The sequence below is a fragment of the Microbacterium sp. RU1D genome (assembly GCF_900156435.1).
GTDB lineage: Bacteria > Actinomycetota > Actinomycetes > Actinomycetales > Microbacteriaceae > Microbacterium.
Window position 1 is genome coordinate 538,020 of record NZ_FTPQ01000002.1, and the last position, 26,328, is coordinate 564,347.

Annotated in this window: 22 protein-coding genes and 1 tRNA gene; 12 read left to right on the forward strand and 11 right to left on the reverse strand. The window is 71.8% G+C overall.

Going from position 1 to position 26,328, the window contains the following annotated elements:
- Nucleotides 1–116: 116 nt before the first annotated feature.
- Entirely contained in the window at nucleotides 117–1,226 is a 1,110-nt protein-coding gene (gene prfB / locus B0B15_RS11350; RefSeq protein WP_076676132.1) for a peptide chain release factor 2, read from the reverse strand.
- A gap of 71 nt (nucleotides 1,227–1,297) precedes the next feature.
- On the opposite strand from prfB, the gene B0B15_RS11355 reads away from it, so the two are divergent.
- The 3 genes from B0B15_RS11355 to B0B15_RS11365 all read left to right on the forward strand — a co-directional run bounded on the left by B0B15_RS11355 (nucleotide 1,298) and on the right by B0B15_RS11365 (nucleotide 5,268).
- Complete coding sequence (locus B0B15_RS11355) at nucleotides 1,298–2,530, forward strand: MFS transporter (RefSeq protein WP_076676483.1); 1,233 nt, start codon at nucleotides 1,298–1,300, stop codon at nucleotides 2,528–2,530.
- A 117-nt stretch (nucleotides 2,531–2,647) separates the two neighbouring features.
- On the forward strand, nucleotides 2,648–3,304 hold the full coding sequence (locus B0B15_RS11360; protein WP_076676133.1) for a YoaK family protein: 657 nt from the start codon (nucleotides 2,648–2,650) through the stop codon (nucleotides 3,302–3,304).
- Nucleotides 3,305–3,477: 173 nt separating this feature from the next.
- On the forward strand, nucleotides 3,478–5,268 hold the full coding sequence (locus B0B15_RS11365) for a M20/M25/M40 family metallo-hydrolase (RefSeq protein ID WP_076676135.1): 1,791 nt from the start codon (nucleotides 3,478–3,480) through the stop codon (nucleotides 5,266–5,268).
- 75 nt (nucleotides 5,269–5,343) lie between these two features.
- On the opposite strand, the gene B0B15_RS11370 is transcribed toward B0B15_RS11365, so the two are convergent.
- Complete coding sequence (locus B0B15_RS11370; RefSeq protein WP_076676137.1) at nucleotides 5,344–6,369, reverse strand: NADPH:quinone reductase; 1,026 nt, start codon at nucleotides 6,367–6,369, stop codon at nucleotides 5,344–5,346.
- Between the two features lie 148 nt (nucleotides 6,370–6,517).
- Here B0B15_RS11370 and B0B15_RS11375 point away from each other — a divergent pair.
- Both B0B15_RS11375 and B0B15_RS11380 read left to right on the forward strand, forming a co-directional pair.
- Nucleotides 6,518–6,599, forward strand: a tRNA-Leu gene (locus B0B15_RS11375).
- 48 nt (nucleotides 6,600–6,647) lie between these two features.
- Nucleotides 6,648–7,397: a DedA family protein gene (locus tag B0B15_RS11380; protein WP_371113256.1), complete on the forward strand. Its 750-nt coding sequence runs from the start codon at nucleotides 6,648–6,650 to the stop codon at nucleotides 7,395–7,397.
- 171 nt (nucleotides 7,398–7,568) lie between these two features.
- Here B0B15_RS11380 and B0B15_RS11385 read toward each other — a convergent pair whose 3' ends face one another.
- Nucleotides 7,569–8,420 (reverse strand): non-homologous end joining protein Ku, encoded by an 852-nt coding sequence (locus tag B0B15_RS11385; RefSeq protein WP_076676139.1) that lies wholly within the window; start codon nucleotides 8,418–8,420, stop codon nucleotides 7,569–7,571.
- Nucleotides 8,421–8,706: 286 nt separating this feature from the next.
- Between B0B15_RS11385 and B0B15_RS11390 the strand changes: the two genes are divergently transcribed.
- Entirely contained in the window at nucleotides 8,707–11,157 is a 2,451-nt protein-coding gene (locus B0B15_RS11390; RefSeq protein ID WP_076676141.1) for an ATP-dependent DNA ligase, read from the forward strand.
- 79 nt (nucleotides 11,158–11,236) lie between these two features.
- Here the strand turns inward: B0B15_RS11390 and B0B15_RS11395 are convergent, their stop codons facing one another.
- The 4 genes from B0B15_RS11395 to murI all read right to left on the reverse strand — a co-directional run bounded on the left by B0B15_RS11395 (nucleotide 11,237) and on the right by murI (nucleotide 14,420).
- Nucleotides 11,237–12,154, reverse strand: coding sequence for a cation diffusion facilitator family transporter (locus B0B15_RS11395; protein WP_076676143.1), 918 nt, complete (start codon nucleotides 12,152–12,154; stop codon nucleotides 11,237–11,239).
- An 88-nt stretch (nucleotides 12,155–12,242) separates the two neighbouring features.
- On the reverse strand, nucleotides 12,243–12,839 hold the full coding sequence (rdgB, locus tag B0B15_RS11400; RefSeq protein ID WP_076676145.1) for an RdgB/HAM1 family non-canonical purine NTP pyrophosphatase: 597 nt from the start codon (nucleotides 12,837–12,839) through the stop codon (nucleotides 12,243–12,245).
- 1 nt (nucleotide 12,840) lies between these two features.
- Nucleotides 12,841–13,566 carry a ribonuclease PH gene (gene rph, locus B0B15_RS11405; RefSeq protein ID WP_076676147.1) on the reverse strand — a complete coding sequence of 242 codons (726 nt, stop codon included), beginning with the start codon at nucleotides 13,564–13,566 and terminating at the stop codon, nucleotides 12,841–12,843.
- Between the two features lie 35 nt (nucleotides 13,567–13,601).
- A complete protein-coding gene (murI, locus tag B0B15_RS11410) occupies nucleotides 13,602–14,420 on the reverse strand; it encodes a glutamate racemase (RefSeq protein ID WP_076676149.1) in 819 nt (272 codons plus the stop codon).
- Nucleotides 14,421–14,680: 260 nt separating this feature from the next.
- Between murI and B0B15_RS11415 the strand changes: the two genes are divergently transcribed.
- Nucleotides 14,681–16,006, forward strand: coding sequence for a nicotinate phosphoribosyltransferase (locus B0B15_RS11415; protein ID WP_076676151.1), 1,326 nt, complete (start codon nucleotides 14,681–14,683; stop codon nucleotides 16,004–16,006).
- A gap of 222 nt (nucleotides 16,007–16,228) precedes the next feature.
- Here B0B15_RS11415 and B0B15_RS11420 read toward each other — a convergent pair whose 3' ends face one another.
- The 3 genes from B0B15_RS11420 to B0B15_RS16025 are packed head-to-tail and all read right to left on the reverse strand — an operon-like array spanning nucleotide 16,229 to nucleotide 19,755.
- Complete coding sequence (locus tag B0B15_RS11420; protein ID WP_076676153.1) at nucleotides 16,229–16,495, reverse strand: DUF3039 domain-containing protein; 267 nt, start codon at nucleotides 16,493–16,495, stop codon at nucleotides 16,229–16,231.
- Between the two features lie 51 nt (nucleotides 16,496–16,546).
- On the reverse strand, nucleotides 16,547–18,076 hold the full coding sequence (locus B0B15_RS11425) for a hypothetical protein (RefSeq protein WP_256714473.1): 1,530 nt from the start codon (nucleotides 18,074–18,076) through the stop codon (nucleotides 16,547–16,549).
- 8 nt (nucleotides 18,077–18,084) lie between these two features.
- Nucleotides 18,085–19,755 carry an ATP-binding cassette domain-containing protein gene (locus tag B0B15_RS16025; protein ID WP_256334283.1) on the reverse strand — a complete coding sequence of 557 codons (1,671 nt, stop codon included), beginning with the start codon at nucleotides 19,753–19,755 and terminating at the stop codon, nucleotides 18,085–18,087.
- Between the two features lie 157 nt (nucleotides 19,756–19,912).
- Between B0B15_RS16025 and B0B15_RS16240 the strand changes: the two genes are divergently transcribed.
- From B0B15_RS16240 to B0B15_RS11445, 4 genes are all read left to right on the forward strand, one after another.
- On the forward strand, nucleotides 19,913–20,626 hold the full coding sequence (locus B0B15_RS16240) for a hypothetical protein (RefSeq protein ID WP_143016363.1): 714 nt from the start codon (nucleotides 19,913–19,915) through the stop codon (nucleotides 20,624–20,626).
- Nucleotides 20,627–20,651: 25 nt separating this feature from the next.
- The gene (locus B0B15_RS11435) at nucleotides 20,652–21,344 is read left to right on the forward strand and encodes a phosphocholine cytidylyltransferase family protein (protein WP_076676157.1); all 693 of its coding nucleotides are present in this window, start codon (nucleotides 20,652–20,654) and stop codon (nucleotides 21,342–21,344) included.
- Between the two features lie 100 nt (nucleotides 21,345–21,444).
- Complete coding sequence (locus B0B15_RS11440; RefSeq protein WP_076676159.1) at nucleotides 21,445–22,383, forward strand: hypothetical protein; 939 nt, start codon at nucleotides 21,445–21,447, stop codon at nucleotides 22,381–22,383.
- A 135-nt stretch (nucleotides 22,384–22,518) separates the two neighbouring features.
- On the forward strand, nucleotides 22,519–23,871 hold the full coding sequence (locus tag B0B15_RS11445) for a maltokinase N-terminal cap-like domain-containing protein (RefSeq protein WP_076676161.1): 1,353 nt from the start codon (nucleotides 22,519–22,521) through the stop codon (nucleotides 23,869–23,871).
- 21 nt (nucleotides 23,872–23,892) lie between these two features.
- Here B0B15_RS11445 and B0B15_RS11450 read toward each other — a convergent pair whose 3' ends face one another.
- Nucleotides 23,893–25,149, reverse strand: a complete 1,257-nt coding sequence (locus B0B15_RS11450) for a CDP-glycerol glycerophosphotransferase family protein (protein WP_076676163.1) — start codon at nucleotides 25,147–25,149, stop codon at nucleotides 23,893–23,895.
- A gap of 42 nt (nucleotides 25,150–25,191) precedes the next feature.
- On the opposite strand from B0B15_RS11450, the gene B0B15_RS11455 reads away from it, so the two are divergent.
- The gene (locus tag B0B15_RS11455) at nucleotides 25,192–26,274 is read left to right on the forward strand and encodes a glycosyltransferase (RefSeq protein WP_076676165.1); all 1,083 of its coding nucleotides are present in this window, start codon (nucleotides 25,192–25,194) and stop codon (nucleotides 26,272–26,274) included.
- Nucleotides 26,275–26,328 lie beyond the last annotated feature (54 nt).

The following is a 26,328-nucleotide window of genomic DNA, read 5'->3' on the forward strand; positions in this document are numbered from 1 at the left end:
CGAGCCTAAGCGCGGGCGCGAAACAGCCCGTCAGGACGCGCCGTGTCGCCAAACCGAGAGAGTCCTATGGATGCCGGGTCAGCGGGATCCACAGGACTCTCCTCGAACGGGGACGATCAGTCGTCGTCCTTGCGCTTGCGCCAGCGGATGCCGGCGGCGATCAGACCGTCGAGGTCGCCGTCGAAGACGACAGCGGGGTTGCCGACCTCGTAGCCGGTGCGCAGGTCTTTGACGAGCTGCTGACCATAGAGGAAGTAGGAGCGCATCTGGTCGCCCCAGCTCGCCGTGATCGTGCCGGCGAGCTCCTTCTTCTTGGCCGCCTCTTCTTCGCGCTTGAGCAGGAGCAGACGCGTCTGCAGCACGCGCATGGCGGCCGCGCGGTTCTGGATCTGCGACTTCTCGTTCTGCATCGACACCACCAGGCCCGTGGGGATGTGAGTGATACGCACGGCCGAGTCGGTCGTGTTGACGGACTGTCCGCCGGGGCCCGACGAGCGGAACACGTCGACCCGGATGTCGCCCTCGGGGACCTCGACCTCGACGGCCTCCTCCATGACGGGGATGACCTCGACCGCGGCGAAGCTGGTCTGACGCTTGTCGGCGCCGCCGAACGGGCTGATGCGCGCGAGCCGGTGCGTGCCGGCCTCGACCGACAGCGTTCCGTAGGCGTAGGGCACGTCGATCTCGAAGGTGGCCGACTTGATGCCGGCGCCTTCGGCGTAGGACGTGTCCATGACCTTGACGGGGTACTTGTGACGCTCGGCCCAGCGCAGGTACATGCGCAGCAGCATCTCGGCGAAGTCGGTCGCGTCGTCGCCGCCGGCGCCCGAGCGGATCGTGACGACCGCGGAGCGCGCGTCGTACTCGCCGTCGAGGAGGGTCTGCACCTCGAGCTGGCCGATGACGTCGCGCAGCGAGGCGAGTTCCTTGCGGGCCTCTTCGGCGGAGTCCTCGTCGTCCATCTCGTTGGCCAGCTCGACGAGCACCTCGAGGTCGTCGAGCCGCTGCTCGATCTCGGTGATGCGCTTGAGCTCGGCCTGGCGGTGGCTGAGTCGGCTGGTGACCTTCTGGGCGTTGTCGACGTCGTCCCACAGGTCGGGGGCGCCCGCTTCTTCGCTGAGGCGTTCGATGTCGGCGGTGAGTGCGTCGACGTCGACCACGGCCTGGATATCGGCGAAGGTCGAGCGCAGCGCCTGGATGTCGGCGGTCAAATCGAGTTCGAGCATTTGGGATCAAGCCTATCGTGGAGACGGTGACAGCCGACTCTCCCCGGAACGTGCTGGTGCGCTTCGCACCGATGATCTACGGCCCCACCCTGCTTTTCGCGCTCGGCGAGGGGGCTGTGATCCCCCTCATCCCGGTGATCGCCAACCGTCTCGGGGCCGACGTCGCCGTCGCCGCGCTCGTGGCCGCCGCCCTCGTCGTGGGGCAGCTGTGCGGCAACATCCCCGCCGGCTGGGCCGTCGCCCGCTTCGGCGAGCGCCTCACGATGGGCGTCGCCGGGATCATCGTGCTCGCGGGGCTGACCGGGATCGTGTTCGCGCAGTCGCTGGCGTTCTTCGCCGGGGCCGTGTTCCTCATCGGCTTCTGCGCCGCGGCCTTCGCGCTCGCGCGCCACTCCTTCATGACCACGCGCGTGCCGCTCGGCTTCCGGGCGCGGGCGCTGTCGTTGCTGGGCGGGACGTTCCGCCTGGGGATGTTCGTGGGCCCGTTCATCTCGGCTGCGCTCCTGGGCGTCTTCGGCGACGAGACGGCATCCATCGTTTTCTTCGCCGTGTGCCAGGTCGCCACGATCCTGCTCGTGTTCTTCGGTCCCGACCCCGAGAAGGCGGTGCCGGTGGGCGCGAACGCACGCTCTGTCGACGGCGATTCGCGCGAGGCGGAGGACACCGGCGAACCCGTGACGGGATCGATCCCGACCGTGGAGCGCGTCGGGGTGTTCCGCACGATGTGGCGGTTCCGAGGCGTGCTCGCGCGGCTCGGGTTGGCCGCGTCGTCACTGTCGGCGGTGCGGTCGGCCCGACAGGTGGTCCTGCCGCTGTGGGGTGTGTCACTCGGGCTGGATGCCGGCACGATCGCCGTCGTGGTGGGGGTGTCCGGCGCGATCGACTTCGCCCTGTTCTACGCCAGCGGACAGGTGATGGACCGCTTCGGGCGGCTCTGGGCCGCTCTGCCCGCGATGATCCTGATGGGCGCGGGGTTCTTCGCGCTGTCGTTCACCCACGATCTGCCGTCGGCGGCGATGTGGTACGCCATGTTCGCCGCGGTGCTCGGTGTCGGCAACGGCCTGTCCAGCGGCATCCTGCTCACCCTCGGGGCCGACATCGCGCCGCCGAACGAGCCCGCGGCATTCCTCGGGTCGTGGCGCACGCTGACGGATGCCGGCGGGGCCGTCGCTCCGCTGATCGTGTCGGCGCTCACCGCGCTGGCGTCGCTGTCGGTCGGCGTCGGCGCCATGGGCGTCGTCGCGGTGCTGGGGGCGGCGGGCTTCATCCGGTGGGTGCCGCGGTACGTCCCGCGAGCGCACTGACGCCGGGTGCCTCCGCGCCGGCGGCGGCGGATGCGACGGGTGGACGGAGTTGCCGGGGGCCCGGTTCCGGGACGACGATGAAGCGCCTCGACCCCTCGACCGAGGCGAGGAGGCACGGTGCAGAACGTCGGACGCGGGGCCCTGGCGTTGTCGGCGGTCCTGGCGGGGGTTGCGGGGTTCGTCGACGCGGTCGGCTACCTCGACACCGGAGGACTGTTCGTGTCGTTCATGAGCGGCAACTCCACGCAGGCCGCGGTCGATGTTCCGGCATCCCTCGCCCTCGCGGCCGTGCCCGCCGGGATCATCGGGGCCTTCGTCGTGGGCGTGACGGTCGGGGGGCTCGTGCGCCCGCGCTCCCGACGCGCGCAGGCCTTCGTCATCGCGGGGTCGGGCCTCGCGGTGGCGATCGTCGCCGTCCTCGCCCTGGCGGGACCCGCGACGCTCTGGCGGGCGGGCGTCCTCGCGGCGGCGATGGGCGCCCTCAACACGCTGTTCCTCGCCGACGACCGGGCACGTATCGCCATTACGTACTCCACGGGCACGCTCGTGAGCCTGGGCCTTGCGCTCGCCTCCCTGCTCGCGGGTCGCTCGCGGACGGCGTGGCGACGGCCGCTGCTGCTGTGGGTGTCGCTCGTCGCGGGCGCCGTGGTGGGCGCGTTCACCCATCGCCTCGGGAGCCCCGCGGCGCTCGCTGCGGCCGCGGGCGCGATGCTGGCGGCGGCGGGCATCATCGCGTCGCGCGCGCGCCGGGTCGCGGGCGCCGACGCGGGCTGAGGGCCTCTTCCGCGGGTGTGACTCGTATGTTTCGGAGCTGTGAAGATTGCAGCCATCATTGCGCTTTCCACGAACTGCCTATGAGAATCGACTCGTGTCCGCCCCCTCTGGGTGATACGTCATTCCCCCCTGGATGAGGCGGGCATCGTCGCCCGCGGAGAGGCTCTTTCGCCGTGCACCGGAACACCCTGCAATCCCCTCCCTCACGCGCCCGACGGGCGTCGACCTGGCTCGCGACCACCGCCCTCGTCGGCGGCGGGCTGCTCGTCGGTCCGGCAGCCTTCGCGGCCCCCGCCGCCGCGCCCGACGACCTCGGGCTGACCGGGGCGGACGTGATGACGCATCTGACCGAGCTGTCCGACATCAGCGAGTCGTTCAGCACCGAGGGGTATCGCGTCTGGAACGGCCCGGGCTACGAGGCCGCCGCGCGCTACGCGGAGCAGGTGCTCGAGGCGACCGGCGCGTTCACCGTGTCGCGCCAGACGTTCGAGGTCCCGACCTCGGAGTTCGGCGAGGCGTCGCTCACCGTGGCCGGCACGACCTACACCGGGTCGCACTTCGACCTCAGCGAGGGCATCGATGGCGACTACACCGCCGCGCTCGCGCTGCCCTCCGACGCCGATGGCGCTCACCTCGGGTGCGAGCCCGGCGACTTCGCCGGCGTCCCCGCGGGCGCGATCGTGCTCATCCAGCGCGGGATCTGCACCTTCGAGGCGAAGATCGACAACGCCACGGCCGCCGAGGCGGGAGCGGTGTTCGTCTACAACAACGAGCGTCCCGCCGAGGAGGGCGTGTCTCCGGACGACCAGCTCACCAACGTCGCCTCGGGCCCCCGCAACGAGGACGACTCCCCCGCCGCCACACTGCCGCAGGCCAGCGGTGACGCCGTCGCCGCGCTGATCGCGGCCGCCCCCGCCGACGCTCCCGTCGAGGGCACCGCCGTCATCGAGAAGCAGTTCCTCGTGACCGAGTCCTTCAACGTCATCGCCGACAGCATCGCGGGCGACCCCGACGACACCGTCGTGATCGGCGCGCCTCTCGATGGCGTGGCCGAGGGGCCCGGCGTCAACGACAACGCCTCCGGCTCCGCCGCGATCCTCGCCCTGGCCGAGAAGATCGCGGCATCCGAGACACCCAACGACAAGCGCGTCCGCCTCGCTCTCTGGAGCGCGGAGGAGGTCGGCCTGGTCGGATCGACGGCATACGTCGACGATCTCGTCGCGAACGACCCCGCCGAGCTCGACCGCATCTCGGCCTACCTGAACTACGACATGATCGGGTCCGAGAACTTCACCGTCGGCGTCTACGACGCGAACGAGTCGTCGTACGAAGCTCCCGTCGAGATCCCCGAGGGCTCGGCCGAGATCGAGCAGATCTACACCGACTACTTCGATCAGATCGACCAGCCGTGGATCGACACCGAGTACTCGGGCCGCAGCGACTACCAGGCGTTCATCGTCAACGGCATCCCCGCGGGCGGTCTGTTCTCGGGCGCCGACGACATCAAGACCGAGGAGCAGGCGCGCCTGTTCGGCGGGACGGCCGGCGTCTTCATGGACCGCAACTACCACACGGTCGATGACACCCTCGCGAACGTCAACCGCGGCGCGATCGACATCTTCGCGCCCGCCATCGGTCACGCCGCGTTCGCCCTCGCGTGGGACGCCGCGGTCGAACCCTCGCCCGAGCCGACGAGCGAGCCCACCGCGGAGCCGACCGCCGAGCCCACGGCCGAGCCCACCGCGCAGCCGACGGCCGAGCCCACCGCCGAGCCGACCACGGCGCCGAGCCCCGCGCCCAGCGTCACCGGTGGTCCCGCCGGCGGCCCGAGCGGCGGAGACCTCGCGAACACGGGCAGCAGCGTCGACGGCTCGCCGATGCCGGCGATCGGCGTCGGAATGCTGGCGCTCGGCCTGGTGATCGCGGCCGGCACGGCGATCGCCCGCCGTCGCACCCAGCAGTAACCCGCGCGACGCGAACCGCCGGGGCCCGATCGGGTCCCGGCGGTTCGTCGTCCAACGGTCAGCGCGAGGGAGGGCTCACTCGCCCTCGGCCACGCGAATGAGCACCTTGCCCGTCGCGCCCTGCGCGACCGCGTCGTGCGCGGCCGCGGTGTCGGCGAGGTCGAACCACGTCAGCGGGAGCCCCGCGGCCTCACCCACCGGGAGCGCGCCGTCGGCAACGGCCGCCGCCACGTCCTCCGCCGCCGCGGCGAGTGCGCGCTCGCCCACCGTATAGAGCAGCACTCCCTGCCAGCGCACGTTCTTCGCGAAGCTGGGGCGAACGGGGGCGGAGAAGGTGTCGCCGCCGTTGTCGGCGTAGTAGCCGATCGTGCCGTGGTTGGCGACGACCTCGGCGTCGAGGGCGGCGTTGTCGGCGATGGCCACCTCGACGATGTGCTCGACCCCGTCGGGGGCGATCTCGCGGATGCCGTCCGCCAGCGACGCGCTCGGGTACTGCAGCACGTGGTGGGCGCCTGCCGCGCGGGCGAGCGCTTCCTTCTCGTCGCTGCTGACGGTGGCGATGACCGTCGCGCCGGCCCACACCGCGAGCTGGATCGCCGCGTGACCGACCGCGCCGGCGCCGCCCTGCACGAGCACGGTGCGGCCGGCGAGTGCGCCGGGGGCGAGGCGCGACGGGCCGTCCTCGTGCACCGTGAGCGCACGGTGGGCGGTCATGGCCGGCACACCCAGGCTCGCGCCGAGTTCGAACGAGGCACCGTCGGCGAGGGGGACGATGCGCTCGGCCGGGAGCACGGCGTACTCGGCGGCTGTCCCGGTGGGGCGCTGATGCGCGGCGAGGTACACCCACACGCGCTGTCCCGCCTCGAGGCCGTCGACGCCCGAGCCGACGGCATCCACGACCCCCGCGCCGTCCTGATTCGGGGTGATCTCGTCGAACGGGAGGGGGCGACCGGCGCTCTCGCGGGCCTTCCAGTCGGTGGGGTTCACACCCGACACCGTGATGCGCACCCTCACCTCGCCGGGGCCCGGTTCGGGCAGGGGTCGCTCGACGAGCGAGAGGACGGAGGAGTCACCGGGCTGGGTATACGTGATCGCCTTCATACGGGGTTGAACGGCGTCGACGCCCGAGCATTCCCGTGGTCGTGTCGACGGGCGCTCTGCGCCGTGACGATCGCGGGTGAGATCGCGGGGGTTTGACGGCTCGTTCACATCGAGCCCGCCTGTGCGCGCGCTTAGACTGATCCCACTCGCGGGAGTGGTGAAATCGGCAGACACGCAGGATTTAGGTTCCTGTGCCTTCGGGCGTGGGGGTTCAAGTCCCCCCTTCCGCACGTTCTTCGTTTCGCCAGCACAACCTCTCCGACCCGAACGGGACCGATGTGATCCACACCACCGCCTCATTGCTCCCGTGGCTCGACCCCGCGACGATCATCGACGCGGCCGGCCCCTGGGCTCTGGCCATCGTCTGCCTCATCATCTTCGCCGAGACGGGCTTGCTCATCGGCTTCCTCCTTCCCGGCGACACTCTGCTGGTGATGGCCGGCATCCTGTCGAATCCGGTGACGCATCCGCCGGCCGGCGTGTTCGGTGTGAACGTGTGGGTGACCGGCCTCCTGATCGGTCTGGCCGCGTTCCTCGGCGGTGAGGTGGGATACGTCATCGGGCACAAGGCCGGTCCGGCGATCTTCGAGCGCAAGGACTCCGGGCTCTTCAGCCGCAAGAACGTCGAGCGCACCAACGCGTTCTTCGTGCGCTTCGGCGGACTGACCGTCATCCTGGCGCGTTTCGTGCCGATCGTGCGCACCTTCGCCCCGATCGCCGCCGGCGTCGGCCACATGAACAAGTGGAAGTACACCGTCTACAACTTCATCGGCGCCGTGCTGTGGGGTTTCGGCCTGACCGTGTTCGGATACGTCCTGAGCCTCATTCCCGGCGTTGGCGAATTCGTCGCCGAGTACATCGACGTCATCCTCCTCGCGGTGGTCGTCGGAACCGTGGGCTTCGTGGTCGTGCACTACTTCCGCGAGCGCGCCACCGCCAAGCGCGAGGGCGAGGTCACCCCCGCGGAGGCCGAATCGCTCACACTCGACCCGAAGACGCTCGAAGACGGAGACCAGCCGACCCGCTGATTCGCGGGCGCCGCATCCCGGTGGCTTCAACGGGCTCAGCCACCTCCGTGCCGCGGGCCTCGCTCCCCGTGCCGCAGGCCCCTGGCCCTGGTTCGGCGGCCCCAAGCCCCGTCCTTAAGCCCGTCGAAGGGACCGGTCCCCGCTTCGCGTGGCCGGATCCCGTGGCCCAGGTCACGACGCCTTCGACGTCTTCTTCTTCGCCGGGGCCTTCTTCGCGGGCGCGTCCTTCTCGCCGCGAGCCGCGCGCGTGCGCTCGACGCTCGCGCGGAGGGCCTCCATGAGGTCGATCACCTCGCCGCCGTCGTCGTCCTCGGCCTTGCCGAAGGTGGCATCCGTGTCGAGAGCGTCGCCCTGCTCGAGCTTCGCGTCGATCAGGGTGCGCAGCTCCTCCTGGTATTCGTCGGTGAACTCCTCCGGATCGAAGTCCTTCGAGAAGCTGTCGACGAGCGATGCCGACATCTCCAACTCCTTCGCCGAGATGCGCACGCTCTCGTCCAGCGCCGGAAATGCAGCCTCGCGCACCTCGTCGGCCCACAGGAGCGTCTGAAGCACGAGGACGTCACCGCGCACGCGCAAGGCCGCCAGGCGGGTCTTCTGCCGCAGCGAGAAGCGGACGATGGCCGTGCGGTCGGTCTGCTCGAGCGTCTTGCGCAGCAGCACGTACGCCTTCGGTGACGACGAGTCGGGCTCGAGGTAGTAGGCCTTGTCGAGGGTGAGCAGGTCGACCTGGTCGCTGGGGACGAACTCCACGACCTCGATCTCGCGGCTGCGCTCGCTCGGCAGCGACGCGAGGTCGTCCTTCGTGAGCACGACCGTCTGCTCTCCGTCGTCGTACGCGCGGTCGATGTCCTGATAGGGCACGACCTCACCGTCGATCTCGCAGATGCGCTGGTAGCGGATGCGCCCGCCGTCCTTGTTGTGCACCTGGTGCAGCGAGACGTCGTGGTCCTCCGTCGCGGAGTACACCTTCACCGGGACGTTGACGAGGCCGAACGTCAGGGCGCCCTTCCAGATCGATCGCATGGGAACAGTGAACACCGAAAGGACCGTGGATGCCGAGACCCTTGCGCCGGCGTCCGCGGCCAGTCCCTTCGACGAGCTCGGGCACCTCCGATCCGGGACTGGGCCCGGTCCCGCACCCTTCGACGGGCTCAGGGAAATCCGACACGCACGGCTGAGCGCGAGCCCGCGTCCCTTCGACGGGCTCAGGATCTCCGACACAGGGGCTGAGCCCGTCGAGGCCACCGGGAGCGGGCGCCCACCGCAACCCCCTGGGCATGCGGAGCCTCCCCCGCCCTACGCTGGGGCGATGACGGAACAGACGGTGCGCATCGGCGGACGCCGCCTGCGCCTGTCCAACCTCGACAAAGTGCTGTACCCCGAGACCGGGACCACCAAGGGCGAGGTGATCGACTACTACTCGCGTATCGCGCCGCTGCTGCTCCCCCACGTCGTCGACCGTCCCCTCACCCGCAAGCGCTGGCCCGACGGCGTCGGCACGGCGTCGGAGCCCGGCGAACCGTTCTTCGCGAAAGCGCTCGAGCCCGGTGCGCCGGCGTGGGTGCGGCGTTTCCCGATCGATCACTCGTCGGGCGCCAAGGATTACCCTCTCGTCGACGACCTGCCCACCCTCGTCTACCTCGCGCAGGTGGCGAGCCTCGAACTGCACGTGCCGCAGTGGCGGTTCTCGAGCGAGGGTGAGCGGCAGAACCCCGACCGTCTGGTGCTCGACCTCGATCCCGGACCGGGCGTGGGTCTCGCGGAATGCGCCGAGGTCGCGCGGTGGGCGCGCGCCATCCTGCAGGACATGGGGCTCGATCCCCTGCCGGTCACCAGCGGCAGCAAGGGCATCCACCTCTACGCGCGCCTCGACGGGCGGCAGTCGAGCGATGCCGCGAGTGCCGTGGCCAAGGAACTCGCGCGGGCGATCGAGGCGGACCACCCCGATCTCGTGGTCAGCCAGATGACGAAGGCGGCGCGCCCCGGGAAAGTCTTCATCGACTGGAGCCAGAACAACGGCTCGAAGACCACGATCGCGCCCTATTCGCTGCGCGGACGCCCGCAGCCCTTCGTCGCGGCCCCGCGCACCTGGGCCGAGCTCGACGACCCCGGGCTGCGGCACCTGCTCTTCACCGAGGTGCTCGAGCGGCCCGACGACCCGCTCGCCGCCGTGGACCAGGTGCACGGACCCCTTCGCGCCTACATCGCGAAGCGATCCGCCGGCCGCACGCCCGAGCCCGTGCCCGACCTCCCGCACGGCGCCCCGGGCGGTGACGGGCTCCCCCGTTTCGTCATCCAAGAGCATCACGCCTCGCGGCTGCACTGGGACCTCCGTCTCGAACGCGACGGGGTGCTGGTCAGCTGGGCGGTGCCGAAGGGCGTGCCGCCCACCACGGCGAAGAACAGCCTCGCCGTCATGACCGAGGACCACCCGCTGCAGTACCTGGACTTCGCCGGAGAGATCCCCCGTGGCGAATACGGCGCCGGGACCATGACGGTGTGGGACACCGGCACCTACGCCCTCGAGAAGTGGCGCGACGACGAGGTAATCGCCACCCTCACCGGGAGAGAGGACGGACCGCTCGGACGCGTCCGCCTCGCACTCATCCGCACCGAGGGCCACGGCGAGAAGTCGCAGTGGCTGCTGCACCGGATGAAGACGGATGCCGACGGTCACCCGCAGGGCGACGGAGCGCCCGTGGTGGCGCAGGATCACGGGCCTCCCGCCCCTCCCCCCGCGACCGCCGACGCCCCCGACGGACGCGCGGCGAGCACCGCCCCCTCCGTCGCGGAGCTCCGGCCGATGCTCGCCACCTCCGCCACGCCGGGGATCGCGCGCACCGCCGCGGCCCGCTGGGGCGGCACCCCGTGGGTGGAGATGAAGTGGGACGGCATCCGGGGTCTGGGGATCTGGGACGGGCACCGCCTGAGGCTCCGCTCGCGCAACGGCAACGACCTCACCGCCGCCTACCCCGAACTCACCGCCGTGGATCTGGGGCTGGGCCGCGACCCCGCGGTGTTCGACGGCGAGATCGTCGCCCTCGACGAGAAGGGGCGGCCGAGCTTCCCCCTCCTGCAGAAGCGGATGAACCTCGCGCAGCCCCGCGAGATCGAGCGGGAGGCGACGCGCACGCCCGTGCACCTGTACCTGTTCGACGTCTTGTCGGCGGGTGGGCGGGACGTGGCATCCCTCCCCCTCTCCCGTCGTCGCGAAGTGCTCGAGGACCTCACCGCGGAGGCCGGGGCGCCGATCGTGGTGCCGCCGGTCTTCGACGACGTGGATGCCGCGGTGTCCACCAGCGGCCGGTTCGGCCTCGAGGGGGTCGTCGTCAAGGACCCCGGCTCCACCTATCGCCGGGGTGCGCGGTCGGAGCAGTGGCTCAAGGTCAAGCACTCCCGGACGCAGGAAGTGGTGATCGGGGGGATCCGCCCGGGCAGAGGGAACCGGTCGGGCACGATCGGCTCGCTGCTCGTGGGCGTCCCCTCGGCGGACGGTCTGCGGTACGCGGGTCGCGTCGGCTCGGGGTTCGGCGAGCAGACCCTCGCGCGGTTGACCGAGCTGCTCGAACCGCTGCGCGCCGACGTCGACCCGTTCGTCGGGGTGCCGGCGGCGGACGCGCGGGATGCCCTGTGGGTACGGCCGGAGCTCGTCGGAGAGGTCGAGTTCGCGGAGTTCACGCCCGGTGGCATCCTGCGCCAGGCGCGGTGGCGCGGCTTGCGGCCGGACAAGAGCCGCGATGAGGTGGTGCGGGAGGCGTGAGGGCGCCCGGTCCCCTCGACGGGCTCAGGGATCTCCGCCGGAAGGTGGCTGAGCTCGTCGAAGCCACCGGGACCGGCTGCTATGCGTGGCGCGAATCGTGTTCCACGTGGCCGGCGGGCTCGAGCTGGAACGTCGAGTGCTCGACGTCGAAGTGGTCGGCCAGGCACGTCTGCAGCGACGCGAGGATCGCCGCGGCGCGACCGTCGGTGAGTGCGGCATCCTCCACGATCACGTGCGCGCTGAACACGGGCGCCCCGCGGGTGAGCTGCCACACGTGCACGTCGTGCACGTCGACCACGCCGTCGGCGCCGCGGAGGTGTTCGCGGATCTCGGCGACCTGCAACCCCACCGGCGCCGACTCGGTCAGCACCACCACGACCTCGCGCAACAGGCCGATGGCCCGCGGCACGATGAGCACAGCGATCAGCAGCGAGGCGATGGCATCCGCCTGGGTGAAGCCGGTCGTGACGATCACGATCGCGGCGATGATCACCGCGATCGAGCCCACGAGGTCGCCCAGCACTTCGAGATAGGCGCCGCGGACGTTGATGCTGCGCTTCTGCGCGCGGCTCAGCAGCCACATCGACACCGCGTTCGCGATCATGCCGACCACCGCGACGACGAGCATGAGGCCGCCCCGCACTTCCGCCTCGGCGGGCGCGAGCAGGCGCTGCACGGCTTCGACGCCCACCCACGCGCACAGGACGATCAGGATGACGCCGTTCACCAGCGCCCCGAGCACCTCGGCGCGCTGGTACCCGAACGTGCGGCGGTCGTCGGCGGGCCGCGCCGCGATCGTCGTGGCCACGAGCGCGACCACGAGGGCCGCCGCGTCGGTGAACATGTGCGCCGCGTCGGCGAGCAGCGCGAGCGAGCCCGACAGGACCGCCCCGACGATCTGCACGAGCATCACCGTCGCCGTCAGGGCGAGGGCGGTGGCGAGCAGACGCCGGTTGCCGGCATCCCGGATGCCGCCGGAGGGGGCGTGATCGTGCATGTGTCCAGGCTAGGGCGGCGAGGCGTCCACCCGCGTGTTTCCGCGGAAGTCGGGAATGAGAACCGGTGTCAGCGCCCGTCGCGCGGGCTCACAGATTCGCGAGCAACGGCGCCAGCTCGACGAACGCCCGCGCCCGGTGCGACGCGGCGTTCTTCTCCTCGGCGCTCCACTGCCCCACGGTGCGCTCGGCGCCGTCGGGCTGGCCGTCGGGGACGAAGATCGGGTCGTAGCCGAAGCCGCCCGGGCCTGCGGGCGCGGTCGCCAGGCGACCGGGCCAGCGTCCCTCGACGACGTCTTCCGTGCCGTCGGGGCGCACGAGCGCGATCACCGAGACGAACTGCGCCGCGCGGTGCGGGTCGGCGACGTCGGACAACTGGTCGAGCAGCAGCTCGAGGTTCGCCGTGGCGTCTTTCTTGTGCCCGGCCCAATAGGCCGAGAACACACCGGGCGACCCCCCGAGCACGTCGACGGCGACGCCGGAGTCATCCGCCAGGGCCGGAAGTCCCGTGTGCGCCGCCGCCGCCCGCGCCTTGATCAGCGCGTTGGCGGCGAAGGTGACGCCGTCCTCGACCGGCTCGGGCCCGTCGTAGCCGACGACCTCGAGGTCGGGGCGGACGGCCGCGACGATCGCCTGGAACTCCTCGACCTTGTGCGGGTTGTGCGTGGCGAGGACGACGCGGGCCATCTCAGGCCTCGAGAGCCGCGGTCTGGATGCCGCGCAGGTCGGCGCAGCCGTTCACGCCCAGCTCGAGCAGCCGGTCGAGCTCCGCCTTGTCGAACGGCGCGCCCTCGGCGGTGCCCTGCACCTCGACGAACAGGCCGCGGCCGGTGACGACGACGTTCATGTCGGTCTCGGCGCGCACATCCTCGACATAGGCGAGGTCGAGCATCGGCTCGCCGTCGATGATGCCCACCGACACCGCGGCGACCGAGTCGCGCAGCACCTCGGACCGCTGCGCGATGAACTTCTTCTCACGGCCCCAGGCGATGGCATCCGCCAAGGCGACGTAGGCGCCGGTGATGGCGGCGGTGCGGGTGCCCCCGTCGGCCTGCAGCACGTCGCAGTCGATGACGATGGTGTTCTCGCCGAGCGCCTTCGTGTCGACGACGGCCCGGAGGGCACGACCGATCAGGCGCGAGATCTCATGCGTTCGACCGCCGACCTTGCCCTTGATGCTCTCGCGGTCGTTGCGGCTGTTCGTCGCGCGCGGCAGCATCGCGTACTCGGCCGTGACCCAGCCCTTGCCCTTGCCGGTCAGCCAGCGCGGCACGCCGTTCGTGAACGACGCGGTGCAGAGCACCTTGGTGCCGCCGAACGTGATGAGCGCAGAACCTTCGGCATGCGCCGACCAGCCGCGCTCGATGGTCACGGGGCGCAGCTGGTCGTTCTCGCGGCCGTCTGTGCGGGTCATGGGGTCCTCCTCAGGACGGGAATGGATGCCGCGCCTCAGCGCGGCAGGTCGATGGCGCCGGTCTGCACGAGCTGTACCTCGCGCACCTCCCGGCCCATGAGGCGGTGCGCCAGGCGCAGGAAATCGTCGGCCGACGAGCCCGTGGCTTCGTAGCGATGGCTCGGCACGGCATCCGGGCTCGCCAGAAGGTCGCGGGACACGAGCTGGCGGAAAACGTCTTTCGCGGTCTCGCTGTCACTCGAGACGAGGCTGACGTCGGGGCCCATGACGTAACTGATCGCCCCCTCGAGGAAGGGGTAGTGGGTGCAGCCGAGCACGAGCGTGTCGACGTCTGCGTGTCGCAGCGGGGCGAGGTACTGCTCGGCGGTGGCGAGCACCTCCGAAGAGTCGGTGACGCCGGCCTCGACGAACTCGACGAACCGTGGGCACGCCTCCGCGAACACGGTGAGGCGCTCGTTCACCTCGAGCATGTCCTGGTACGCCCGGGAGCCGATCGTTCCGGTCGTGCCGATGACGCCGATACGGCCGTTGCGGGTGGTCGACATCGCCGTGCGCACGGCGGGGCCGATCACCTCGACCACGGGAACGTCGTAGCGCTCGCGCGCATCGCGCAGCATGGCGGCGGATGCCGTGTTGCAGGCGATGACGAGCATCTTCACGCCCTGCTCGACGAGGGTGTCGAGCACCTCGAGCGAGTACTTGCGCACGTCGGCGATGGGCTTCGGCCCGTAGGGCGAGCGGGCGGTGTCGCCGATGTAGAGGATGGACTCGCGCGGCAACTGCGCTGACACGGCCCGGGCGACGGTGAGACCGCCGACTCCCGAGTCGAAGATCCCGATCGGCGCGTCATCCATGGGGATCAAGCCTACCGGGCGGGCGAGGTCGAGCTCGGGTGCGCCGAGCTCCGGACCTCGGGCTACGCAGATGCAGGGAGGGGGCGGGCGGATCGCGGCGCGGCATGGGCGGTGAGGCGCGCACACCTCCTGCGATGACGGCGCCTCCCACCCGCCCCGAGCCCGATCCCGCACGAGGTGCAGGAGGTGTGCCGGGATGCCCCTGTCAACCACCGACGGAACGCGCGGGCTTCACCCGAGTGCCGCAATAGGCTGGCGCGATGAGCCGCAGCACCGCCCTGCACACCGACCGCTACGAACTCACGATGCTCGACGCGGCCCTCCGCGACGGCACGGCCCAGCGCCGATGCGTCTTCGAGGTGTTCGGGCGGCGTCTCTCGGGCGGTCGCCGGTTCGGCGTGGTCGCCGGCACGGGCCGCCTGCTCCACGCCATCCAGGACTTCCGCTTCGGCGACGACGAACTGCGCTACCTCCGGGACGAGAGAGTCGTGGATGCCCCCACCCTCGACTTCCTCGCGGATTACCGCTTCACGGGGTCGGTGACCGGCTATCGCGAAGGCGAGATCTACTTCCCGGGCTCCCCGCTGCTCACCATCGAGGGCACCTTCGCCGAGGCGGTGCTCCTGGAGACGTTGGCACTCAGCATCCTGAACTACGACTCGGCGGTCGCGACCGCCGCGGCGCGCATGAGCGTGGCCGCCGGAGACCGCCCGCTCGCAGAGATGGGCTCGCGCCGCGCGAGCGAGGAGGCGGCGGTCGCCGCCGCCCGCGCCGCCTACATCGCCGGCTTTTCGGCGACGAGCAACCTCGAGGCCGGTCGCCGCTGGGGCGTGCCCACGATGGGCACTGCCGCGCACGCGTGGACGCTGCTGCACGACAGCGAGGAGGACGCGTTCCGCTCGCAGGTGGAGGCGCTCGGCAGCGGGACGACCCTTCTCGTCGACACCTACGACATCGCCGAGGGCGTGCGCACCGCCGTGCGCGTCGCCGGCAGCGGACTCGGCGGCGTACGCATCGACTCCGGCGATCTGCCCATCGTGGCGGGCGAGGTGCGGGCGCAGCTGGACGAGCTCGGCGCCACCGACACCCGCATCACCGTGACGAGCGACCTCGACGAGTACGCCCTCGCCGCGCTGGCGGCATCCCCGGTGGACTCCTACGGCGTGGGTACGTCGGTCGCGACCGGGTCGGGCGTCCCGACTGCGGGACTGGTCTTCAAGCTCGTGGCGCGCGAGGCCGCTGACGGCTCGTGGGTGGGCGTGGCGAAGGCCTCCGCGCAGAAGGCGTCGCACGGAGGGCGCAAGGCCGCCTTCCGCACGCTCGACGCGGGCACCGCGACCTCGGAACTCATCGTCGTGAGCGACGGCTTCGAGGAGCTGTCGACGGCGGCCGAGCACCCCGACTCGCGGGCCCTGCAGACGACCCTCATGCGCGACGGCGAAGCGGATGCCGACGCCCTCGGCGCCACCGGCGTGCAAGCCGCGCGATCCCACCACGCGCGCGTGCGCGAGGAGCTGCCCGTGCGGGCGCTCGCGCTGAGCAAGGCCGACCCCGCCCTGCCCACGGAGTACCGCGAGGCGCGCTGAGGTCGGGGCGCGTGCGGTTCGCGTGCGGCCGGGGGTTCGGTGCGGCCGGGGTTCGGGCGCGGCCGGGGTGTGCGCCTGGCCGGGGTTTTCGCGTGGCCGGGGTTCGGGCGCGGCCGGGGTGTGCGCCGGCCCGGGGTTCGCGTCCGGGGGTTCGCGCGTCGAGCGCGTCCGGACGGAGAAGAACGGCCCCTCACGCGCGGCTGCGCGGAGGGGCCGGGGGACTCAGTTGACGAGCGACTCGTAGATCTCTTTGCACTGCGGGCACACCGGGAACTTCTCCGGGTCGCGGCCGGGCGTCCACTTCTTGCCGCACAGCGCGCGGACCGGCTTGCCGGTGATCGCCGACTCGAGGATCTTGTCCTTCTTGACGTAGTGCGAGAAGCGCTCGTGATCGCCGGGCTCGATGTTCTCTTCGCGGATGAGCTCTTCGAGCTCGCGATCGAGGGTCGCGAGACCCCCGCTGTCCGGTCTGTCGAGAGGCGTGCTCATGGAGAGCCAGTGTAGCCGCGACCCCGGCTCACGGCTCGATCGGGTTCCGGCTCAGGTCGCCTCGGCGAACTCCATGAGCCGCGTCGCGCGGCGCTCGAACAGCAGCGCTCCGATCGCGACGCCCACGACCAGGACGGCGGCGCCCACTCCGATCCCCACCCACATGGCGAACATCGCATCGATGGTGTCGCCCCCGATCGCCGCCCACGTCAGCAGGATCGACGGCAGAGCCGCGGCGATGGCTCCCGCCATCACCAGGCCCTGGGCGACGACACCGCCCGAGTCGGTGCGTTGCGGCTGCTGGAACGGACTGTCGCCCGGACGCGACACGGCGTAGGGGGCGACGACCGACGACACGCTCGACAGGCCGAGCCCGGCGAGGAACAGCGCGGCGCACACGCCGATCATGGCCGGAAGGATCGCCCAGCGACCGTGGGCGACCACGGCGAGCGGGAGGGTCACCGCGAGAACCGGGATGCCGATGAGCAGCACCGGGACGAGCCGGCCGATGCGGTCGGGGGCTCCGCGCATGCCGCTGGCGATGTGCATCCAGAGGGCGGTGGAGTCGTAGGCGAGGTCGTTGTGCGGAAGCCAGCCGAAGAACAGGGCCATGATCGGCACGGGCAGCAGCACCGCGAGCTCGAAGGGCACGCCGGCGACGAGCAGGGGCACGGTCGAGACGACCGCGGCGATCGGCACGATGACCACGTTCACGATGTAGCGGCGATCGCGCAGCCAGTACGACAGGCTGCGCGCGGCAACCGCTCCTCCGGGCGTTCCGGGGAGGATCGCGAACCACCCGAGCCCGCCTCGCTCGCGGACGGCCACCGGACGGCGGGTGGTCGTGAGCAGCACGGTCACCAGGGCGAACCAGGTCAGGCCCAGGACGGCGACGGTCACGAGGGCGACGACGAGGCTGCCGACGGCCGCGCCCACGGAGGGGGCCACCGCGATGCCCCAGGCGGCACCGATCGGCGTCCACGCGAGGATCTCGGCCGCGGACGCCAACTGCGTCGGAACCGCGCCGCGCCACTCGAGCGAGCCGAGGAACACGCCCACGGGCACGACGACCACGAGCACGGCGACGAGATACACGCCCATCAGCTCCCGCGACCTCCGCGGCCGCTGCACCAGCGCACCGAGGGCCATACTGACCCGGGCGAGGAGCACGCACGTCGTGAGACCGAGGATCACGGATGCCGCGCTCGCCAGCACGGGAGCATCGTGAGCGCTCCAGGCGACGGCGAGGCCGATCCCGAGGACCAGGACGACCGCGACCGGGACGCTCAGGAACCCGGCGAGCAGCAGAGCGCCCGCGAGCGGCCGCGGCTCGGGCCCGACGACGGCGAAGCGGCGCGGATCGAGGGGGTCGATCGAGGCGGTGACCGGTGGGCCCACCGCGAAGCCGAGCGTGACGGCGGAACCGGCGAGCACGGTGACGACGGCCGTGGTGAGTCGGTCGGAGTCGGCCAGGCCCGCGGCACTCACCGCGGCGAAGATAGTCGCGCCGATCAGCACCACGACGCCGACGGCACGGCGCGCGACCTCGCGCGGGTCGCCCCGGAGGGCGCCCCACATCATCGCCAGCCTCAGGCGGAGAACGTGTGCAACCACTCCAGGCCCTCCACGTCGCCCAGTCCACCGGCCAACTCGCGGAAGCGCTGCTCGAGCGTCGCCTCGCCGCGCACCTCGTCGACGGTGCCCTCGGCCAGGACCTGCCCCGACACGATGACCGCCACGCGCGAGCAGACCCGCTCGACGAGCTCCATGCCGTGACTGGAGAGGATCACGGTTCCTCCGTGGTCGACGTACGACCCGAGGATGTCGAGGATCACACCGCTGGAGACCGGGTCGACGGCCTCGAAGGGCTCGTCGAGCACCAGCAGCCGCGGTGAGTGGATCATCGCGCCCGCCAGCATCACCTTCTTGGTCATGCCCGCCGAGTAGTCGGATACGGGCCGGGCCAGCGCGTCCACCAGGTCGAACGCCCGGGCCAAGTCGGCCGTACGGCTCTCGACGAGCGGAGCGGGCAGGCCGCGGAGGGCACCGTAGTACGACAGCAGCTGACGACCCGTGAGGCGATCGAAGGTGCGGAGCCGGTCGGGCAGTACCCCGATGAGCTTCTTCGCCTCGCGCGAACGCCTGCTCGCGTCGACGCCGTTGATCGTGACCGAGCCCCCGTCCGCGCGGAGCAGGCCAGCGATGATCGAGAGAGTGGTGGTCTTGCCCGCACCATTGGGGCCCACCAGCCCGTAGAACGAGCCGGCGGGCACGGTCAGGTCTATCGCATCGACGGCGCGGAGCTCACCGAACGACTTCGTGACGTTCCGCAGGGCCAGCACCGGGACGGCGGAGGCATCGTCCGCGGCGGACGAAGGCTGGTCGGCGGTGGACCGATCGGACGCGGTCGCGGCGGCGGATGCGGAGTCCTCGTCCTGCACGACGGGAGGCTCAGCGCCGGTCGCGGGCTCGTCCAAAGCGGGCTCGTCCAGAGCGGGCGCGTCCAGAGCAGACTCGTTCTGAGCGGTCTCGTCCAAAGCAGACGCGTCCGAAGCGGACTCGTCCACGACCGGCTCGTCGTCGGAGGATTCCTCCGCGGCGGTCAGCTCTTCGACGCGCACCTCGGGCGGCGTCGGATCTTCGCCGTCGGCCGCCTCTCCCGCGGGAACCTCCGGGACATCCAGCACGAGAGTGGACTCATCCGACGACAGGGCGGCGCCCTGCTCTGCCTCGCCGTGGTCGCGGACGGGCTCGTCGCGGACCGGACCGTCGTCGGTGGCTGCCTCTGCGGTCGCCGTCTGCTCGCTCGAGGCGTCGTCGTCGGCGGGTCCCGCAGCGAGCGGTTCCCCTGCGACGAGCTCGTCGCCGTCGGATCCCGCGCGGACGGGTTCTTCGACGACCGGCTCCTCGACCGCGACATCGGCGGGCGTGGGGTCGGACGCCGCCGGGTCGGACGGCGGCGCCTCGCGGAACGTGGCGTCGGACGGCATGGCGTCGTGGGGCGCCGGTTCGGCGGCCGTCGCATCCGCCAACACCGGCTCAGCGCCGTCGGCGGGCACGGACTCATCGACGGCAGCCGTCTCCGCTCCGGCGGAGCCGGGTTCGACGGTCTCCGAAGCAGGCGCACCCGCTCCGTCGGCCGGGAAGGACGCGAGAGGCTGCGCCACCTCGCCGTCCGCGCCGTCGCCAGCGGCATCCGGAACCGGGTCGCCGGCGGCATCCGGAGTCGGAGCAGGCAGCGGAGGTCGCGGGGGGATCACGATGTCGTCGGACAGGACGACGGGCGCGTCCGCCTCGCGCGCGGGCTCGGCGGACCGGTCTCGCTCCGGTGCACTCGCGTCGGTCGGCGCGCCGGCCGTGGTCGGCTCTCCGACGAGCTCGGCGGTCTCGTCGGCGGAGGGGACGGCACCGGCGGGCGTGGCGGGCGTCTTCGCGGCCGGACGCTTCGCGGCGGCCTTCTTGGCGGCGGGCTTCTTGGCGGCGGGCTTGTCGGTCGCGGGCTTGGTCGTCGCAGACTTCGCCGTCGCGGCCTTCGCCGTCGCTGACTTCGCCGTTGCCTGCTTCGTCGTCGCAGACTTCGCCGTCGTCGACGAGGCCGTCGTCGACTTCGCCGTGCCGGCCGGCTTCTTCGCCGCGGGCGTCCGCGGCGCAGAAGACGTCGTCGCGGCACCACTCGCGCGAGGGGTGCGGGGCGCTCGAGGCTTCGGCGCGGAAGCCGCAGACTCGTCGATGTTCTCGACGGCGTCGCCGGTCTTCGCCGCCGCGGCGGCGCCGGGAGCGCGTCGCGGAGCACGCGGCGTCGTCGACCGCGGCGTCGTCGTCGTGCGCGGCGCGGAGGTTCGCGGAGCCCGCGGCGTGCGCGACTTCGCCGGCGTCGACGCAGCCGGTTCGACGCTCTCCGAACCGACCTCGGGGGAAGAGGACGATGGTTCAGGGGATTCCGGCAGCGAGGCTGTCATCGCACCAAACTACCAACGACCTCCGACAGTGCCCGCAGGCGAGTCGCGCGGCGCAGTGATCCACCGGGATCACGAAAGCACAACGACCGGGGCGAATCATGCCATCTTTCAGGGCCTCCTCGCTACAGTTGATCGAACACGAAGGCGTGACATTCCGGTGAACCGGACATGACGACTCATCCCCCCAGGAGCCAGCCTTGACAGTTCAGATCGTGATCCTCGCCGCGGGCATGGGCTCGCGGCTCGGCCGCAGCCTGCCGAAACCGCTCACGGCCCTCGCCGACGGCCGCAGCATCATGCAGCAGCAGCACGACAACATCCACGCCGCCTTCGGCGCCGGCGCGCGCATCACCACCGTCGTCGGATACCGCGCCGAGACCATCGTCGACGCCTTCCCGCGGGTCGACTACGTGTACAACGACCGCTACGACCAGACCAACACGTCGAAGAGCCTGCTGCGCGCCCTCGCGAAGACGGGTCGCGGCGGCGTGCTGTGGATGAACGGCGACGTCGTCTTCGATCCGCACGTCCTCCGCCGCGCCGCACACCTCGTCACCGATGACCGTTCGTTCGTGACGGTCGACACGGCCAAGGTCAGCGACGAAGAGGTCAAGTACACGGTGGATGCCGAGGGCTTCATCCACGAGCTGTCGAAGGTCGTGGTCGGCGGCATCGGCGAAGCCGTGGGCATCAACTACATCTCCTCGCGCGACAAGAAGACGCTGCAGCGCCACCTGCAGCGGGTCGACGACCAGGACTACTTCGAGCGGGGCATCGAACTCGCGATCGCCGAGGACGGGCTGCGCGTCGAGCCGCTCGACATCTCCGACCTGTACGCCGTCGAGGTCGACTTCGCCGAAGACCTCGAGCGGGCCAACCTCTTCGTCTGAGTCCGGGGCGCCCTCCCGACGACGCTGCCGGCAGGGCGCATCGGCGCGCCGGACGGCATCCTCTCCCCCGTCGTTCAGCCGCGCGGGAGAGGATGAGCGCATGGCTGAGAAGGTGCACCGCATCCACTCCCTCCCGAACGACGCCCCCTGGATGGGCGGGCTGCCCCCCGTGGGCTCGGAGGAACACCCGCGTACCATCCGCATGCTCGACCGCGTGCTGGCTGTGCAGCGACCCGTCGTGATCGCCCATCTGCGCGGCATCCGCCTCCGGCATCCGGACGCCTCGGTCGACGAGATCCTGAAGATCCTCGAACGCCGCTACCTCGCCGCCGTCACGACCGGCGGAGCGGCTGTCGGTGCGACCGCGGTGGTCCCGGGCGTCGGTACCGGGGTCACCCTCGCGCTCAGTGGCGCTGAGACTCTCGGCTTCCTGGAGGCCACCGCACTGTACGCGCAGTCGGTCGCCGAGGTGCACGGCGTCGCGATCGACGACCCCGACCGCGCCCGCGCGCTGGTGCTCGCCCTCATTCTCGGGAAGGAGGGCGTCGACCTCGTCTCGCAGCTCGCCCGACAGGCCGCCGATCGTGGCGCGACCCGCTCCGGTTCCTGGGGCGAGATGGTCACGAAGACCCTCCCGCGCGCGGCCGTCGGGCCGCTGGTCGACCGCCTCAAAACGATGTTCGTGCGACAGTTCGCCACGCGCGGCGGCGCCTCCTGGCTCGGCAAGGCCCTCCCCTTCGGCGTCGGCGCCGTGGTGGGCGGAGCCGGCAACAACATCCTCGGACGCCGGGTGCTCGTCAACGCCCGACGCGCCTTCGGCGCTCCGCCGCGCACGCTCCCCGCCGACCTGGAACCGCGCCCGGGCGCCGAGCCCCTCGAGCAGACGGCGTTCGGCGGACTGCGACGCGCGGGCGATTCGGTCGCCGCGGCGGTCGGCACGGCCGGCTCGAGAATGCGTCAGGCCCTCCCCCGCCGGCGCAGGAACACGGATGCCGGGACCGAGCCCGGAGGTCACGACGCCGACGCGATCCGCGACTGACCGCGGCCGAACGCCACCACCCGGCGCAGGACGCCCCGCCCGCCGCGGTACCTCGGCTTCGGCATCCCTTCTCACCGACACCGGTTCCCGCGCAAGGCCCGCGTGTCGCGGAGCCGGGCGCGTTAGCCTCGCCGCATGGGTGACCTCCTCGATCTCCTCGCCGTCTGGATGCCGCGGCAGCGCTGGTACGGCACGAAGGGCCGTGACCCGCAACTCACCGTCGTCGCCGACTGGACGCTCGACGCCGACACGCGGTTGCTCCTCGTCCGCGACGAAGCCGTGCACCCCGCCATCGTCTACCAGGTGCCCGTCGTGCGGCGCGCCGACGGGTCGGTACCGCCGGGGAGCCTCATCGGGCCCGCCGTCGAGGGCGAGGTGTGGGCGGATGCCACCACCGACCCCGCCTTCACCGATCAGCTGTACTCCTGGGTCACGGTGGGCGGCGAGGTCGGCGTCCCCGAGAACGGGTTCCTCGGTATCGCGCTCGCGTCGTCGAACGGCCGCGCCCCCGCTCCCCGCGCGACGGCCAAAGTGCTCAGCGGCGAGCAGTCGAACACGTCGCTCATCTTCCGCCCCGACACGGAGGATGGCGCGGCGGATGCCGGCATCCCGGTGATCTGCAAGCTCTTCCGCCAGGTGAACCCCGGCATCAACCCCGACGTGGAACTGCAGTCGGCGCTGGCCGCGGGGGGCGCTGCGTTCGTCCCGGCCGCGATCGGCGAAGTGCGCGGATCGTGGGTCACCCCCGAGGGCGTGCCCGTGAGCGGCTCCCTGGCGTTCGCGCAGGAGTTCTTCGAGGGCGTCGAGGACGCGTGGCGCGTGGCGCTGGACGCCGCCGCCGCCGGCGAGGACTTCGCCGCGCGCGCCCACGCGCTCGGCGCGAGCGTCGCGGGGATGCACGTGGCCCTCGCCGCGCAGTTCCCCACGCGCGAGCCCGACGAGACCGACCGCGCCGCGGTGGCCGGGGCGTGGGAACGGCGCCTGTCGATCGCCCTCGCCGAGGTCCCCGCGCTCGCCCCGTACGCCGATCGCATCCGCGCGGTCTACGCCGCCGCGGCCGTCGCCCCGTGGCCCGCGCTGCAGCGTGTGCACGGCGACCTGCACCTCGGGCAGGTGCTGGACACGGCCGCGAACGGCTGGGTGCTGCTGGACTTCGAGGGCGAGCCGCTGCGGCCGATCGCGGAGCGCCTCCAGCCCGACGTCGCCGTGCGCGACGTCGCCGGCATGCTGCGCTCGTTCGACTACGTCTCCGGGGCCGTCGCCGATGACGACGGCGCCGCCGTGCGGGCGTGGGTCATCGCCGCGCAGCAGGCCTTCCTCGCCGGCTACGCCGAGACGGCGGGGCCGGACCGCGCGGTCGATGACGCATTGCTCGCGGCGTTCGAGCTCGACAAGGCCGTGTACGAGGCCATCTATGAAACGCGCAACCGCCCGGACTGGGTCGGTATCCCTCTCGCCGCGATCGGACGCCTGGCGCCTCTCAGCTGAGCGGCGGCGCCGGGGCCCGCGTCAGCCGTCTTCGACCTCCACGTCGTCCGCGGCGGCCGGGCGGTCGTGCCACTGCTGCCAGCGCTGCATCAGCTCGCCGATCGCGGCTTCGAAGCGCGCGGTGGCGGCACCGGGTGTCGTGTCGCCGAAGTACTGCCGCACCCAGTGCGCGAGTCGTCCGACCGCGTCGGGGTCGCCCAGCACCCGGTCGGCCTCGGCCACGATCGAGGCGGATGCCGTGGCATCCAACCATTCGCAAGCGGAAAGGTATCCGCTGTCGTCGACGAGCGCCTCGGGATCAAGCGGCCGCGTGATCATCAGGGGCTTGCCGACCGCGAGTCGGTCGTAGACCATCGCCGAGATGTCGACGACCGCCAGGTCGGCCGCGGCGAGCTGCCACCCGAGGTCGGGACCGGTGTCGTGCACGTGGTGCGACGCGGGGTCCGCCGCGTTCGCCGCCGCGAGGGCCGCGACGATCCGCGCATTCGCCGCGCCGTAGGCGGCATCCACGACACCCGATCGGGGGTGCGGGCGGTAGATGACGCGGTGGCGCCCCGTGGCGAGCAGGGCCGTCACGAGCGCCTCGCCGTGCGTCGCGATCGAGCCGTAGTGCGCGGAGGGCCGGTCGCCCTCCCACGTGGGCGCATAGAGCACGACCGTGCGGTCGTCGGGCTCGTACGGCAGGTTGCCCGAGTAGTGGTCGGCCTGCGGACGGCCGATCGAGAACGTGCGGCGGTCGAGGTCGTAGTCCCAGAGCACGCGCGACAGCCGGTTCCGGGCGGCGTCGCCGGCGACGAGGGCGTAGTCGTACGCCTTGAACTGGTTCGTCGACATGTACATCTTGTCGCTCTCACCGTGGTTGATGAACACGTGCCACCGGTGCCCGTACCGGAACATCTGGAAGTTGCGGGTGTTCTGGTTGACGTAGAGGACGACGCGGATGTCCTGCTCGGCGAGCACCTCCTCCACCGCGGCGACGGTCGGGGCGAAGGCGACGGGGAGCGCGTCGTCCTTCAACAGGGCGTCGGCCCCGCGGATCGCGCGGCTGATGACGACCACCGGCCAGGTCTTCGCGAGCTCCTGCAGGGGGGCGTACCACTGCCGCATCTGGTACATGTTCACCGCGCCGTCGGCGAAGTAGACGGCGATCCGGAACCGCCCGGCGGGCAGAGGGCCGCGCGCCTCGAGGGCGCGGTGCAGGTCGCGGCGGGCGGTGCGGGTGGCGAGGGCTTTGCGCAGCAGCCCCACGGCCAGCTGGACGTCGCGGGCGAGAGGCATCGTTCCAGGGTACCGGCCAGGCTCGCGTGACAGGATCGAGGGATGCCCCTCCCGACCCCCGGCGGAAGAGACGCGCCCGTTCCCCCGGACGATGCCGGCGTGAGCTTCGTCATGCCCGTGCTGAACGAGCAGCGGTACCTCCGCCGTGCCGTGGCATCCACCCTGTCGCAGGAGGTCCCGGGCCCGGTGGAGCTGGTGCTCGCACTCGGCCCCTCGAGCGACGGCACCGATGCGATCGCGCGGGAGCTGGCGGATGCCGACGAGCGCATCGTCCTCGTCGACAATCCCGCGGCCGACATCCCGGTGGGTCTCAACCTCGCCATCCGCGCGAGCCGGTACCCGACGATCGTGCGGGTCGACGCGCATTCCGAGCTGTCACCCGGGTACACCCGCCGCGCCCTGGATACGCTTCGTCGCGTGCGTGCCGCGAACGTCGGCGGTGTGATGCGCGCCGACGGCCGCGCGCCGTTCCAGCGGGCGGTCGCGCGCGCCTACAACTCCCGGGTCGGACTCGGCGGCGGGGCCTATCACGGCGGCGGCGCCGAGGGCCCGGCCGAGTCCGCGTACCTCGGGGTCATGCGTCGCAGCGTGCTCGAAGAGGTCGGGCTGTTCGACGAGAGCATCCGCCGCGGCGAGGACTGGGAGCTGAACCTCCGCATCCGACGCGCGGGCTACCGCGTCTGGTTCGACCCGGCCCTGTCGGTCGTGTACTGGCCGCGCGAGAGCTGGACCCGCCTGGTGCGCCAGTTCCGCGCGACCGGCGCCTGGCGCGGCGAGCTGGTGCGGCGCTACCCGCGCGGTACGCCGGTGCGCTTCTTCGCTCCCCCGGCGCTGCTCGTGGCGGCCGCGGTCTCGCTGGGGGTGGGCGCGTCGCAGGTCGCCCGTCGCCGCGCAGGGCTGCGGTCGATGCTGCATCTGCCGGTGGCCGCGTACGCGACGCTCGTGGCCGTCGGCGCCCTCGGACGCGGCGGCGGTCGCGGGTGGCGCGACAAGGTGTGGACGGCGGCCGTCCTGCCGTCGATGCACGTGTCGTGGGGAGCGGGCTTCCTGTGGGCGTTGGTCCGCGGGGCGCGCGACACCGTGGACACCTCGCGCCTCGACGGCCGCAACACGCCTCTTCCCTAATCCGCCTGGCCGTTCGGCGGAGGGATGCCGGGGTTGTCGGCACCGCAAAGGACC